The organism is Alcaligenes phenolicus, assembly GCF_032063905.1.
In the GTDB taxonomy this organism is placed as follows: domain Bacteria; phylum Pseudomonadota; class Gammaproteobacteria; order Burkholderiales; family Burkholderiaceae_B; genus Alcaligenes; species Alcaligenes phenolicus.
Map to the genome: position 1 here is coordinate 216,189 of NZ_DAMBOE010000002.1, position 13,713 is coordinate 229,901.

Annotated in this window: 9 protein-coding genes and 6 tRNA genes; 13 read left to right on the top strand and 2 right to left on the bottom strand. The window is 56.6% G+C overall.

Annotated elements, in window-relative coordinates; translation table 11 throughout:
• Positions 1–40: 40 nt before the first annotated feature.
• Positions 41–2,863 (bottom strand): EAL domain-containing protein, encoded by a 2,823-nt coding sequence (locus tag U2949_RS04340; protein WP_321286352.1) that lies wholly within the window; start codon positions 2,861–2,863, stop codon positions 41–43.
• A gap of 556 nt (positions 2,864–3,419) precedes the next feature.
• Between U2949_RS04340 and U2949_RS04345 the strand changes: the two genes are divergently transcribed.
• From U2949_RS04345 to U2949_RS04390, 10 genes are all read left to right on the top strand, one after another.
• Positions 3,420–3,495, top strand: a tRNA-Ala gene (locus U2949_RS04345).
• Between the two features lie 27 nt (positions 3,496–3,522).
• Positions 3,523–3,598, top strand: a tRNA-Glu gene (locus tag U2949_RS04350).
• A 19-nt stretch (positions 3,599–3,617) separates the two neighbouring features.
• A tRNA-Asp gene (locus U2949_RS04355) sits at positions 3,618–3,694 on the top strand.
• A gap of 123 nt (positions 3,695–3,817) precedes the next feature.
• Positions 3,818–3,893: transfer RNA gene (locus tag U2949_RS04360), tRNA-Ala, on the top strand.
• A 27-nt stretch (positions 3,894–3,920) separates the two neighbouring features.
• Positions 3,921–3,996: transfer RNA gene (locus tag U2949_RS04365), tRNA-Glu, on the top strand.
• A gap of 19 nt (positions 3,997–4,015) precedes the next feature.
• Positions 4,016–4,092, top strand: a tRNA-Asp gene (locus tag U2949_RS04370).
• Between the two features lie 367 nt (positions 4,093–4,459).
• Positions 4,460–5,071: a TetR/AcrR family transcriptional regulator gene (locus U2949_RS04375; RefSeq protein WP_257723826.1), complete on the top strand. Its 612-nt coding sequence runs from the start codon at positions 4,460–4,462 to the stop codon at positions 5,069–5,071.
• Positions 5,072–5,125: 54 nt separating this feature from the next.
• A complete protein-coding gene (locus U2949_RS04380) occupies positions 5,126–6,211 on the top strand; it encodes an efflux RND transporter periplasmic adaptor subunit (protein WP_257723827.1) in 1,086 nt (361 codons plus the stop codon).
• The gene (locus tag U2949_RS04385) at positions 6,208–9,270 is read left to right on the top strand and encodes an efflux RND transporter permease subunit (RefSeq protein WP_257723828.1); all 3,063 of its coding nucleotides are present in this window, start codon (positions 6,208–6,210) and stop codon (positions 9,268–9,270) included. Before U2949_RS04380 ends, U2949_RS04385 begins: the two co-directional genes overlap by 4 nt.
• 115 nt (positions 9,271–9,385) lie before the next feature.
• Positions 9,386–9,868, top strand: coding sequence for a DUF3293 domain-containing protein (locus U2949_RS04390; protein ID WP_026485104.1), 483 nt, complete (start codon positions 9,386–9,388; stop codon positions 9,866–9,868).
• Here U2949_RS04390 and U2949_RS04395 read toward each other — a convergent pair.
• On the bottom strand, positions 9,845–10,267 hold the full coding sequence (locus U2949_RS04395; RefSeq protein WP_026485103.1) for an acyl-CoA thioesterase: 423 nt from the start codon (positions 10,265–10,267) through the stop codon (positions 9,845–9,847). The two genes, U2949_RS04390 and U2949_RS04395, sit on opposite strands and share 24 nt — an antisense overlap.
• A 288-nt stretch (positions 10,268–10,555) precedes the next feature.
• Between U2949_RS04395 and bioB the strand changes: the two genes are divergently transcribed.
• From bioB to U2949_RS04410, 3 genes are all read left to right on the top strand, one after another.
• Positions 10,556–11,572: a biotin synthase BioB gene (gene bioB / locus U2949_RS04400; RefSeq protein ID WP_083054143.1), complete on the top strand. Its 1,017-nt coding sequence runs from the start codon at positions 10,556–10,558 to the stop codon at positions 11,570–11,572.
• Position 11,573: 1 nt separating this feature from the next.
• Positions 11,574–12,425, top strand: a complete 852-nt coding sequence (locus U2949_RS04405) for an EamA family transporter (RefSeq protein WP_257723829.1) — start codon at positions 11,574–11,576, stop codon at positions 12,423–12,425.
• A 164-nt stretch (positions 12,426–12,589) separates the two neighbouring features.
• Entirely contained in the window at positions 12,590–13,609 is a 1,020-nt protein-coding gene (locus U2949_RS04410) for a BMP family protein (RefSeq protein ID WP_321286360.1), read from the top strand.
• Positions 13,610–13,713 lie beyond the last annotated feature (104 nt).

Below are 13,713 nucleotides of genomic sequence, written 5' to 3' on the forward strand. Positions count from 1 at the left end.
ACAGGCTTTGCGGTAGCGGGGACTCCGTGAAAGGATTCTGCTATTGCAAAGCCTGCGGTGCATTCGGGTACAAGCGCGCGGCAAAACCACCGGCACGCTCCCGATTCCAGGTCTTGCACCAGTCCACGAACTCATCCGCCGGGATGGGCGTAGAGCACAAATAGCCCTGCATATAGTCGCAACCGGCGTTGTTCAACAAATCCAGTTGCTCGTGACTGGTCACACCTTCTGCCACTACCCGCAAGCCCAGCTTTTGCGCCATGACAATCATGGCCTGAGTCAGCACCAGATCCTCGCTGCTCAGGGCCAGATTACGGATATAGCACTGATCAATCTTGAGCACATTGATGGAAAACCGCTTCAGGTGCGACAGGGAGGAGTAGCCGGTGCCAAAATCATCCAGTGCCACACTCATGCCGTATTCACGCAAGGAGCGCAGCTGCTGCAAGGCTTGCCCCTGATCGTCAAGCAACAAGCGCTCGGTAATTTCCACCACCAGCGCATCGCCCGGAATGCCTTGGGTTTGCAGATACTCCACCCACTCGCGCGCGCAGGAGCCATTGAGCTTGAACTGCGCAGGCGAGACATTCAGGCTAACCCGGAAACCGGGGTCCAGCTCGTTGCGCAGTTTCACCGCAGCCTGGGCAGCCGTCTCGAACACCCATTCGCCAATCAGCACGATCAGCCCGGAATCTTCGGAAAAAGGAATGAATTCTGAAGGTGGCACCAAGCCCAATTGCGGGTGTTCCCAGCGTATCAAGGCCTCGGCACGGGTGACCTGCCCTGTACGCAAATCCACAATCGGCTGGTAATACAGCTGGAACTGCTGCTCGCTCAGGGCCTTTTGCAAATCCTGCGAAAAACGCAAGCGCGCTTCCACGGCTTCGCTCATGGCAGGCAGGAAGCGACAGTATTGATTGCGGCCGCAAGCCTTGGCGGCGTACATGGCCATATCCGCATTCTTCAAAAGCTGGCCGGCATCATCTCCATCTTCGGGGAACAGCGTGATTCCCAAACTGGCGGAAACAGACACCGAGTTCTTGCCCAACTGGAAAGGCTCTTCAATCGTGTCCAGCAAACAGCGACAAGTGCGCTCCACAATCGAGGTATCGCTGATATCCGAAATGATGACGGTAAACTCGTCACCACCAATACGGGCCACGGTATCCGTTACCCGCACACAGCGCTGCAAACGCTGGGCGACTTCCTGCAGCAGGACGTCGCCCTTCTCGTGCCCCAAGGAGTCGTTCACATCCTTGAAAAAATCCAGATCCATAAAGATCAGCGCGAAAGGCAAGCCTGTGCGACGCGACTGCTCGCGCGCTTGCTGCAAGCGATCCTGGAACATCTGCCGATTGGGCAAGCCCGTCAAATGATCGTAATGCGCCTGCTTCCACATCTGCGCTTCACGCTTCTTATGGCTGGTGATGTCGGTGAACAAGCCAATGTGGCGATACACCGTGCCATCCGGGTTCCAGGCAGTGCTGATGGTCAAACGCTCGGCAAAATCCTCGCCGTTCTTGCGTCGATTCCAGATATCGCCCTGCCACCGCCCGGTTTCCGAAATCTCGCGCCACATCTTGCGGTAGAACTCCGTGTCCTGACGCCCCGAGTTCAAGATAGACAAAGTGCGGCCCCGCACTTCGTCCAGCTCGTAGCCGGTGATGCGGCTAAAAGCCGGATTGGCATCCACCACATGGCCAAAACGATCCGTCACAACAATGGCTTCGCAAGTGTTCTCGTACACCACGGCCGCCAAACGGCCCGTCACTTCGTTGCGCACCCGCGTGGTGATGTCCTGCACTACTGCCACCATGCCCATACGGCCCTCGAGCTCGATGGGAATGGCACAGATCTCGACATCAATGGATTTGCCGTCATGACGCAATGCCCGCGTTTCATAGCGCAAACTGCTGCCACCAGAACGCGAATCGGGCACCACTTGAGTCAAAGAAGGAAATCGCGGCGACAGAAAGACTTGATCAACCGTGAACTCCTGGCGCAATTGTGCACGGCTATATCCCAATGTCTCAGCCAGCTTTTTATTGACGAAATCAAAGCGGCCATCGCGGGATAAATAAACTCCCAATAAAGGGTTGTGGCTCAAACTGCGGCATATGGCGTTGAGCTGGGATAAATTGCGCTGCTGAATAGAAAGCTGCGCATCCAGCTGTTGAATCTGCAAACCGCAGTAATTCAAAATCTGCGACAAATAACGCGTTTCACTAGTGCCTGAACTGGTGCTTTTTGCACGGTAATTGCCGCCAGTAAAAGCCTGGCCTTGAGCCACCAGCTGTCGCAAGGGATCGGCTGCCCAGGCACGCAACATGAAGTAGGACAGACACAGCGCGATCAAATCCAGACCCAGCATGAAGAACACCGTCCAGCGGTGCTGCGAGCGGACGCTTTCACGCGAGGCATCAAACGCATCCAGCAATTGCTGGGTGTTATGACGAAATAACGAGTCTTCCGCGTTCAGGCTGGCCGCTGGCAGGAGCACTTGCTCGGAGCTGACCGGAAAATCCAGACGCATCAAGCGCCGCTGCCATTCATTACTTAGTTGGGAGACCAGCCCCAGCAAGGGCTTGTCCAGCGGGACCAGGACCACACCATCGACTACCCCGCCATCGCGCAACAACTGCACCACCCCTTGGAACTGCTGATCCAAGTGGCGCAAACGGGCAGGCGTCGAACTGGAAGGCGCGGCCAGCGCCACGGAATAGCTGATATCAGAGAGCTGTCGCAGGAGGCCGCTACTTGCCTGCAGGCGAATTTCTGCCTGGTTTTGCTTGTAAATGACAGTAACCGTTGCGGAGATCAACAACAGCCAGACCAACAGCACCCAAATCAGCAAAGCACTCAAACTGATTCGTCTTTGTGCATCCACTGGAACAGGCAGAGGTGATGATATGCACTGCTTTGCTGACATAGCGCCATTAAATAAAAAAACGCAGGCTAAGTGAGGGGCCTACAAAACGTAATTATTGCAGGTGAAATGTTACTCAACGAAGCATACCATCATTAGATTACAGAGCAGCGCAAATTTCTCACAAACCCTGCATTTATGCGCCTAAGAAGGGAATTAGACAAGCCTGAAAGGGACAAAAAAACGACGCTAATAGTTGAAAGCATTTCCCTCTATTGAGCCACAAATGAAATGTTATGACACAAAGAAGATACAAAACTCCGTATAAAACAAAAAGATACAAGCGCATTTCAGGCTCACCCTGAGCCCTGTTTTCGGCTTCCGCACGCCGGGGGGTATCGCCTCCTCTGCCTGCCCCATGCCCCCCTCTGGCAGCCTCTCTGAAGTTTTTTCACTTTATTTTGGTTTTTTTCTTCAAAAGACTTGCACAAAGATAAAAACACCTTCATAATCTCAATTCTTCGTTGGTGGTCGACAAAAAGAACACCGAAATGGGGGTATAGCTCAGCTGGGAGAGCGCTTGCATGGCATGCAAGAGGTCAGCGGTTCGATCCCGCTTACCTCCACCAAAAAACGAAGATTAGCTGTAGAGTCCTGTCCCCTTCGTCTAGAGGCCTAGGACACCACCCTTTCACGGTGGGTACAGGGGTTCGAATCCCCTAGGGGACGCCAAGATTCTTGGCACCGCTGCGGAGCGGTAGTTCAGTTGGTTAGAATACCGGCCTGTCACGCCGGGGGTCGCGGGTTCGAGTCCCGTCCGCTCCGCCAAAAGATTTAAAAATCAGTCCTGGACTGGTTTTAGCAGTTTGAAGTGGCAAGCCTCGTCAAGCCTGACACTTATTTCGATACTTTGGTTTTTTGACGCAGTTAAAAAACGAAGTAAAGAAAATTGGGGGTATAGCTCAGCTGGGAGAGCGCTTGCATGGCATGCAAGAGGTCAGCGGTTCGATCCCGCTTACCTCCACCAAAAAACGAAGATTAGCTGTAGAGTCCTGTCCCCTTCGTCTAGAGGCCTAGGACACCACCCTTTCACGGTGGGTACAGGGGTTCGAATCCCCTAGGGGACGCCAAGATTCTTGGCACCGCTGCGGAGCGGTAGTTCAGTTGGTTAGAATACCGGCCTGTCACGCCGGGGGTCGCGGGTTCGAGCCCCGTCCGCTCCGCCAAAAAATTCAAAAAGCCTGATAGATTTCGATCTGTCAGGCTTTTTTCATGTCTGCTCGAACTGCCTGGCTTCGCTACCGGGCATACATCAAAATGGCAAGGTCGGCCCGTTACAGATCCTGATCCCCTATAACCACCACACCCATCGACTCCCAAAAAGCCAGTCAGCTTTGGGATCCAGCAGGCTTTTCATCTTCCTGCACCCCAATCCACAACCGTGTTGCAGCTTATTCAAACGCGACACCGCCAGCCACCCACCCCTTCCCCAAAAAAACAGCTAATTCCTGGCTTCAGACACTCAATTTTCTTGCCCCCAAGCCCCAAGGAAGTTAATGTATTGCGTTATCGTTACTTCAACATTCAACTTCTATGCCAGCCAGCACCCTGGGCCAGCGTGGTCCGACCGAGCATCATCGCCGCGAACAGATCATTGAGCAGGCCAATACGCATTTCCGGCTCTACGGGTATCGCAAGACCTCTGTTGCCAGCCTGGCCAAATCCATAGGCGTGTCCAGCGCTTATCTATATCGTTTTTTCGACTCCAAGCAGGCTATCGGCCAGGCGATCTGCCACTCTGTGCTCAAAGGCATGCACGTGCAGCTGCAACAGATTGTGGAGGGCGACTTGCCCCCTACCGAACGTCTGCGCCATTTCATTGAAACTGCCTGCAACCTAAGCCTGGAGCTGTTCTTGCAGGAAGGTCGCATGCAAGAAGTGGTCATTGAAGCGCTGCAAAACAATTGGGCAACAGTGGACCAGCACAGAGAGGATTTGCTGACTCAAATCACTGCCCTGGTGCGCGCGGGCCGTGAAAGCGGCGACTTTGAACGCCGCACGCCCTTGGACGAGGTGGTTCAAGGCATCCTGTTTGCCTTGACCGCCTGTCTACACCCTGTCTTGCTGGAAATACATCCGCCTGAAAAAACCCGCCAAGGTTTGCTGGTGGTAACGCAGCTTATTCTGCGCAGCCTGATGCCTTGAACATCACGCCACAAGTTACAGTTCATCCAACTATTTACCTACCCGGAGTCCTGCATGGCTCTTTTTCGCTCTCTTAGCCCTGTCTTGAGTTTGTCCGCCGCCCTTGTACTGATGGGGTGCAGCCAGCAGACACAGGAGGCCGACCCTCGCACTCAGGCTCCCTTGGTGATTCAAAGCGTGATTCAGCCCAAGGCCGATCAGCAACGACGCTTCTTGGGGCTGGTCAGCGCACGGGTCGAAAGCCCGCTGGCATTTCGGGTAGGCGGCAAGATTGATACACGCAAGGTCCAGAACGGCGAACACGTGGAAAAAGGCCAGCTCTTGATGACGCTGGATCCCAAGGATCTGCAACTGGATTACCGCGCCCGTCTGGCTGCCGTGCAGGCCGCCCAGGCTCAGGCCGAACAAGCCCAGTCAGATTACAAACGCTTGTCCCTGCTGGTGGAGCAAGGCGGGGTTTCCCGTCAGGCGCATGAACAAAGCCAGAAGGCACTGCGTAGCGCACAGGCAAATCTGAAATCCGCCCAAGCACAAGCTGAAATAGCCCGCAACGCCGACCAATACAGTTCCCTGAAAGCCGAAGCCAGCGGCATCATTACCGCCCAGATTGCGGATGTTGGCCAAGTTGTCAGCCCAGGGCAAGCCGTGCTGCGCCTGGCCCAGGACGGCCCACGTGATGTCATTGTCAGCCTGCCCGAGCAGTGGGATATTCCGCTGGGTACTCGCGCCACCATTGAGCTGACGGACTCCCAGGAAAGCCTGCCCGCCCAACTGCGCGAGTTGGCCCAATCCTCTGACCCTGCAACCCGCAGCTATCAGGCCCGCTTTTCCTTCGAGGGCGAGAATGTCACCGCAAGACTGGGTTCCAGCGCCATTGTGCATTTGACGCCCCCGGATGCAGACGCCTTGAATCAAGTGCCGCTGACTGCAATTTACGATGCAGGCAAAGGCCCCGGTGTGTGGGTAATTGATGATCAGAAAACCGTGCACTGGCAGCCCGTGACCATTGCCAAGCTTGCCCAGGAACACGCTTACCTGTCCCAAGGCCCTGGAGCCGGTACAGCCATCGTGGCGTTGGGCGCTAACCTTTTGCATGAAGGCCAGGAAGTTCGTCCTGAAACACGCGAGGTCAAGCAATGACAGGCCGCTTCAATCTCTCCGCTCTGGCGGTGCGTGAGCGGGCCATCACGCTGTTCCTGATCATTGCTCTGGCAGCGTCCGGCATTTACTCCTTCGTGAAACTGGGTCGAGCCGAAGACCCGGCTTTTACCGTGAAAGTGCTGACCGTCACTGCCATGTGGCCCGGGGCCACCGCCCAGGAAATGCAGGATCTGGTGGCCGAGCCCATGGAAAAGCGCATGCAGGAACTGCGCTGGTTTGACAAGGTAGAGACGGTTACTCGTCCCGGCACAGCCTTGATGGTGGTGACCCTGAAAGACACCATGCCGCCCGCGGACGTTCAAAGCGAGTTCTATCAGCTCCGCAAGAAGCTGCAGGATCAGGCTCCGCGCTTGCCCAAAGGCGTGCAGGGGCCGTTTGTGAACGACGAATACTCGGACGTGTCCTTCAGCCTGTTCGCGCTGCAAGCCCCCGGTCTGCCACCCCGCCTGCTGACTCGCGAGGCCGAGAAAGTACGCAGCCAGCTACTGCAAGTCCCCGGCGTCAAGAAGGTGAATATTCTGGGCGAGCAAAGCGAGCGTATTTTTGTCGATCTGGACGAAGCCAAGCTGCACAACCTGCAGCTCAACCCTCAACAGATTCTGGAAGCCTTGTCCAAGCGCAGCGCCATGACAGCCAGTGGTGCCGTCAGCACCGATGGCCCGCGCATTCACATGCGCCTTAGCGCCGGACTGGAGGATGTGGAGGCCATCAGCAATACCTATATCTACGTGCAAGGCCACAATCTGCGTCTGGGCGACATTGCCACCATCAGTCGTGGATACGAAGACCCGCCCAGCTTCGAGATTCACCACAACGCACAATTTGCCATGTTGCTGGATGTGGTGATGCAGGAGGGCTATAACGGCCTGTATCTGGGCAAGGATCTGGAAAAGGCACGGGAAGATATTGCCGCTGCCCTACCCCTGGGCTTCTCCCTGGAGACCGTCACCAACCAGTCGGTGAACATTGCCTCCGCCGTAGGCGAGTTCATGTTCAAGTTCTTCGCGGCGCTGAGCGTCGTGCTGCTGGTATGCCTAGTCAGCATGGGCTGGCGGGTCGGGATTGTAGTGGCTGCAGCTGTGCCCCTGACGCTGGCCATGGTGTTCGTCATCATGATGATGACAGGCAAGGTGTTTGACCGGGTAACGCTGGGCGCGCTGATTATCTCGCTGGGCCTGCTGGTGGACGACGCCATTATTGCGATCGAGATCATGATCGTGAAGATGGAAGAAGGCATGGACCGCCTGAAAGCCGCCGCCTATGCCTGGAACCATACGGCAGCCCCCATGCTGTCCGGCACCCTGGTGACGATTATCGGCTTTCTGCCGGTGGGTTTTGCCCGTTCCTCTGCCGGGGAGTACGCCGGCAATATCTTCTGGATTCTGGCCGCTGCCCTGCTGACCTCCTGGCTGGTTGCGGTGGCCTTCACTCCCTATATGGGCGTCAAATTGCTGCCCGCCATTCCAGCCCGTCCTGGCGGCCATCAGGCCATTTACGACACCCCCAACTACATGCGCCTGCGCCGCATGATTGCCTGGTCGGTACACCACAAGTTTCTGGTGGCCGGAATTGTGGTGGCGGCCTTCGTGCTGGCGGTTGTAGGCATGGGTTTCGTCAAACAGCAATTCTTCCCCACCTCCGACCGACCCGAGCTGCTGGTAGAAGTGCAGTTGCCCGAGGGCAGCAGTATTCAGTCCACGCAGACCGTTACTCGCAAGGTGGAGAGCTGGTTGCGCGAGCAGCCCGAAACCAAGCTGGTCACCAGCTATGCCGGGCAAGGCGCACCGCGCTTTTTCCTGTCCTACAACCCTGAACTGCCTGATCCCTCCTTTGCTCGTCTGGTTGTGTTGACGGCTGATCACCACGACCGAGATGCGCTGCTGCAACGCTTCCGCCAAGTAGTGGCCGATGGTCTGACGCCAGAAGCGCGCGTTCGTGCCACTCAGCTGGTGTTCGGGCCATCCACCAAATACCCGGTGGAGTTCCTGGTACGTGGCCCTGATCTGGACAAGCTGCGTGATATTTCCGAGCAGGCCATGGCGGTGATGCGGGCCGACAAGGACATGCGTCAGGTGAACGTGGACTGGGGTTCGCGCGTACCCGTCCTGAAGCTGGACGTAGACCCGCAACGTCTGCAAGCCTTGGGTTTGAATCGCCAGAGTCTGGCCGAGCAAATCCAGTTGCAGCTGGATGGCACAACCGTTGCAGAATACCGCGAGGACTTGCGTAATGTGCTGGTTGTGGCGCGCAGCTCTGCCAGCAACCGCCATGATCCCACGCGCCTGTCCGGTCTGACCGTCATGAATGATCAGGGCCAGAACCTGCCCTTGGAGCAGGTCGGCAAACTGGAAATCATGCAGGAAGAACCCAAGCTGGCACGTCGCAACCGCCTGCCCACCATGACCGTGCGGGGGGATATTGCTCCGCACGTGCAACCGGCAGAAGTGGCCAATCGGGTGATGAAGGAGTTTGCCTCCTTGCAGGCTTCCCTGCCCCCTGGCTACCTGATCGAGATGAGCGGTATTACCGCCGAGGCCAAGAAGTCCAATGACGCGCTGCTGCCCGTCTTTCCGGTCATGATTGCCTTGATGCTGCTGGTTATCGTGATTCAGGTACGTTCGCTCTCGAACATGATCATGGTGTTCCTGACCGCCCCCTTGGGCTTGATTGGCAGCGTGCCCGCCTTGCTGATTTTCCAGCAACCCTTTGGCTTTACCGCGATTCTGGGACTGATTGGTCTGGCGGGGATCCTGATGCGCAATACCTTGATTCTGATTGAGCAGATCAAGACCAACCGGGCTGAAGGCGCCTCGCCCTACGATGCCGTGATTGAAGCCACTGTGCAGCGTGCCCGCCCCGTCATTCTGACGGCGCTGGCTGCGGTACTGGCCTTCATCCCACTGTCCTTCTCCGTGTTCTGGGGCTCCATGGCCCTGACGCTGATCGGCGGGACGGCCATTGGCACCATCCTGACGCTCTTGTTCTTGCCCAGCTTGTATTCGATCTGGAATCGAATCCAGGATCCACGCGCCTCATAACTTGCTTGAAGGCTGAAACTGTGTAAATAATGGATGCATGGTTTGAACACAAACAAACCATGCATCCCACTGCCAGTCTTGTGGGTCCGGAGAACAGAACGACGCAAGATAGCTTATGTCTACACAGAAAGACCTGCCCGCCGCCCTGTCTCACGCTTTCGAGAAGGCGATCTACCGTGTACACAGCCCAAAGGGCGATATGGACGTGCGCATCGGCCAGCTCAACCGCCCTCTGAACCAATTACTGGAACAAGAAAACAGCCGTGGTGCGGCAATTTTGACCGCCTGCAATCCAGGCGCGCAAATTTGCAGCCGTGCCTTTAACGATGCGGTTCAGGAAAGCTTGCTGCGCGATTTGCAGAAACTGGATCTGCGCTGGTGGCCCGCTGTAAATCTGGACCCCAAGGGCAGATGGCCGGATGAACCCAGCCTGCTGGTGCTGGACATCAGCCTGCAACAAGCACGCTGGCAAGCACGCCTGTTCAAGCAATTGGCTTTTGTCTATATACCGCTCAATGGCAAGCCGCAGCTGCATCAAGTGCAGCAGCGCCTGCCGGTGTCTGATCAGGCCGCTTCAAACAGCCCCGTTCCCTTCTAAGCGCTGACGAAAGTCTTCGGCAATGGCGGCACCTTTCAGCCGCCCTTCCGGCAAGACCTGCGCCCAGGCGCGCCACTCGTGGCCGGTTGCAACCAGCACACCGTCCATATTGAAGACTTGATATTCAAGCTTGAAGCGCCGCTCCAGCCATTGAGCCACATGCACGCAAACGCGAATCTCGCGATCATAGGTAACGGGTGCGCGGAAGTTGGCACCGACATCCACCAAGGGTGTTACCGCATCATATTCCTGGCGCAAGATACGCTGGCTCAAGCCTGCTTGCCGCAGCCACGCCTGATACGTGCAATCAAACCAATAAAAATAATTGGGATAGAAAACGATCCCGGCCTCATCGCAATCACCCCATTCCACGGTGATGCGGCGCTCGAACACGTGCATGTTTATCCTTTTGCAAAATCGCCTGCCAGTTTACCCCGGATAAAAAGGTAGAAACCATGGTAATCAGGCGCTGAACCAAGCACTGAAACATTTTGCAAATACTACGGAAGAAACAATTTGTATCGAACACAAGAGAGGAAATTAAGCGAAGTTAGCAATAATTTCACCCAATCATCACTGAAATACGGCCCATAGCGGGAAAAGCCTTTAGAGCTTGCTAGCCCCAGGAGTCGTCTTTCACAGGCAGAACACCTAGCATAGCTGCGTCACTGAATAAGGTAGCCTGCCATGTCTGTAAACACCCCCGCACCCTGGACGATTCGTCGCATCATGGAGCTTTACGAGCTGCCCTTTATGGACCTCGTATTCCAGGCGCAGACCGTACATAGACAGCACCACCCGGCCAATCAAATCCAGCTCTCCAGCCTGCTCTCCATCAAGACAGGCGCCTGTCCCGAAGATTGCTCCTACTGCCCGCAATCCTCCAAATACCAGACCGAGCTGGAACCTGAACCCTTGATGCCCCTGGAACAGGTATTGGAAGCGGCCCGCGCCGCCCAGGCACAGGGTGCTCAGCGTTTCTGCATGGGTGCCGCCTGGCGCTCTCCTACCGAAAAACAGTTGGACCAGGTAGTTGAGATGGTCAGCGCCGTCAAAGCGATGGGGCTGGAAACCTGTGTCACCTTGGGCATGCTCAAAGACGGTCAGGCGCAACGCCTGAAAGATGCCGGGCTGGACTACTACAACCACAATCTGGACACTTCCCCCGAGTTCTATGGCCAGATCATCAGCACGCGCACGTACCAGGACCGCCTGGACACGCTGGAACGCGTACGCGCAGCCGGTTTGAACAGCTGCTGCGGTGGGATTATCGGCATGGGTGAAAGCCGCCGCGAGCGTGCTGGCCTGTTGGCTCAGCTGGCCAATATGCGCCCCTACCCCGAGTCCGTACCTATCAACCAATTGGTGAAAGTGCCGGGCACGCCGCTGGATCAGGTCGATGATCTGGACCCCTTCGAGTTTGTACGTACGATTGCCATTGCGCGTATCCTGATGCCCACCAGCGCCGTGCGCTTGTCGGCGGGTCGCGAAACCATGGATGACAGCACCCAGGCCCTGTGCTTTATGGCCGGTGCCAACTCCATTTTCTATGGCGAGCAATTGCTGACTACCGGCAACCCGCAGTTTGTGGCGGACCAGGATCTGTTTGCCCGCCTGCAACTGGAAGCGGCCAAAACCACACTGTCCGAACCCCCTTTGTCATTGGAACAAACCCGTCCACGCGCTATGGTCGAGGCCCTCTAACATGCTCACTCTGATCGCCAGCATTCTGTGCAGTGTTGCCGTTTCCATTCTGCTGAAAGTCGCTCGCCAGCGGCAGATCGATGTCGCCCAGGCCATCATGGTTAACTACGGCGTGGCAGTCACCTTGAGTCTGGTATTGCTGCAACCGCATCCCAGCAGTCTGCTGAATCCTGCTACCCCCTGGTGGATTCTGATTGCCTTGGGTGTGCTCTTGCCCAGCGTCTTTCTGTTCATGGCGGCGGCAGTGCGGCAAGCCGGGATTGTGTTGAGCGATGCTGCCCAGCGCCTGTCCCTGTTCATTCCCTTGCTGGCGGCCTTTCTCTTGTTTGGCGAGCATCTGGCTGGTCAGAAACTGCTGGGCATCGCCCTGGCCCTGATTGCCTTGCTGTGCCTGCTGATACGTCCGCGGCAGGCCAGTAGCCAGGAAGCAGGCTCCGGGCATCCTGCCCTGATGCTGCTGGCTGTGTGGCTGGGCTATGGCGTGATCGACATCATGTTCAAGCAGCTCTCCAAAGCCGGCGCAGCTTTCTCCAGCAGTCTGGTGGTGTCCTTCTCGCTGGCCGGTATGCTGATGCTGTGCTGGCTGCTGGCCAAGCGCACCAGCTGGCACAAAGGCAGCCTTTTAGCCGGTCTGGTACTGGGCCTGCTGAACTTCGGGAATATTTTCTTTTATATCCGCGCCCACCAGATCTTCCCGGAGAACCCCACTCTGGTGTTCTCGGCCATGAATATTGGCGTGATTGCCATGGGCGCCATCATCGGCGCGGGCTTCTTCAAGGAAAAACTAAGCGCGCTCAATATAGTGGGAGTTGCCCTGGCGATTGGCGCTATCGTGGCCCTGATTCCACGGTAAACAATGTCGGGCGTGTCTCATACACGCCCGCAAAAACGCACTATACGAGAATTCTTATATTTGACATTTAAAACTTCGGGGACCGAGGCTTTTCATCTCCTGTAGATTAGAAAAAAACGATTTTTACCGACGCCCACGTCGGAGACTACACAGGAGACATGATCATGACCGGATTTACCCGTCGCCAGTTACTGCTGGCCGCCGCTTCCGCTGGCGCCAGCGCACTGGCTGCCCCTTGGCTTGGCCGCAGTGTGCTAGCGGCCAACAAACCCGTCGTTGCTGCCCTGTTCTGCGGCCACATTGATGACAACGGCTTCATGCAAGCTGGTTATCAGGGCTTCAAGAAGGCCACGGACCAGTTGCCCATTACCGGCCACTACAAAGATCAGGTGGCCAACGAAACCCAGGCACAAATTGCCGCTCTGCGCGAACTGGCAACGCAATACAAGCCGGCCTTGCTGATCGCCCACGGCGGTCAGAACACCGATGCTGCCCTGGCCGTTGCCAAGGAGTTTCCGGATACCCGCTTCGTGATCACGCAAGGTGCCGTCACTGCCAGCAATCTGAGCAGCTATGACGTGCGTCAGGAAGAGTCAGCCTGGCTAGCCGGTGCCTATGCCGCCCTGATGACCACGACCGGCGTGGTGGCCCACCAGTCCGGCATACGCGTGCCCCCTGGTTTGCGCGCCCGCGCTTCCTATGCCGCTGGCGTCAAGCATGCCAATCCGGATGTGAAGCTGCTGACAAACTTCTCCGGCAACCAGGATGATATTGAGCTGGCCGCGCGGGTCACCCAGGCACAGGCCAAAGCTGGTGCAGACATCATCTACACCATGCTGAACAAAGGCCGTAGCGGCACGACGCAGGCCTGCCGTGAACTGGGCATCAAAGAAATTGGCAATGTAATTGACTGGGTCGCCCGCGAGCCCGACGTATTCGTCGGTTCGGCCTGGGCGGATGTGGGTATTGGCGTATTTGAAGCCTGCAAGGATCTGAGCGAAAACAAGTTCGAGTCCGGCAGGATCTTCAAGGTTGGCCTGCAACAACCGGATGCGGTACGCCTGATCATGGCCCCGGACACACCGGATTCCGTGCGCCAGCGTATTGCAGCGCTGCAGCAGGATATTCTGGCTGGCAAGATTGAAGTTGAGGCCCAATTCAGCGGGCCTGAGTTCCAGATTTAAGATCCGGGCAGAAATAAAAAACCCAGGCTTGGCCTGGGTTTTTTTTTGAGTGGATCGTGCTCGTAAACCGCTATGAGAACATGCTCGATTCTGGTCTGGCGGCT

What these genes read in the sequence shown, in the direction of transcription:
- U2949_RS04405 (WP_257723829.1), top strand. Translation starts at nt 11,574, where the DNA reads ATGCTCACTCTGATCGCCAGCATTCTGTGCAGTGTTGCCGTTTCCATT.
- U2949_RS04385 (WP_257723828.1), top strand. Translation starts at nt 6,208, where the DNA reads ATGACAGGCCGCTTCAATCTCTCCGCTCTGGCGGTGCGTGAGCGGGCC.
- U2949_RS04395 (WP_026485103.1), bottom strand. Translation starts at nt 10,267, where the DNA reads ATGCACGTGTTCGAGCGCCGCATCACCGTGGAATGGGGTGATTGCGAT.
- U2949_RS04390 (WP_026485104.1), top strand. Translation starts at nt 9,386, where the DNA reads ATGTCTACACAGAAAGACCTGCCCGCCGCCCTGTCTCACGCTTTCGAG.
- U2949_RS04410 (WP_321286360.1), top strand. Translation starts at nt 12,590, where the DNA reads ATGACCGGATTTACCCGTCGCCAGTTACTGCTGGCCGCCGCTTCCGCT.
- bioB (WP_083054143.1), top strand. Translation starts at nt 10,556, where the DNA reads ATGTCTGTAAACACCCCCGCACCCTGGACGATTCGTCGCATCATGGAG.
- U2949_RS04380 (WP_257723827.1), top strand. Translation starts at nt 5,126, where the DNA reads ATGGCTCTTTTTCGCTCTCTTAGCCCTGTCTTGAGTTTGTCCGCCGCC.
- U2949_RS04375 (WP_257723826.1), top strand. Translation starts at nt 4,460, where the DNA reads ATGCCAGCCAGCACCCTGGGCCAGCGTGGTCCGACCGAGCATCATCGC.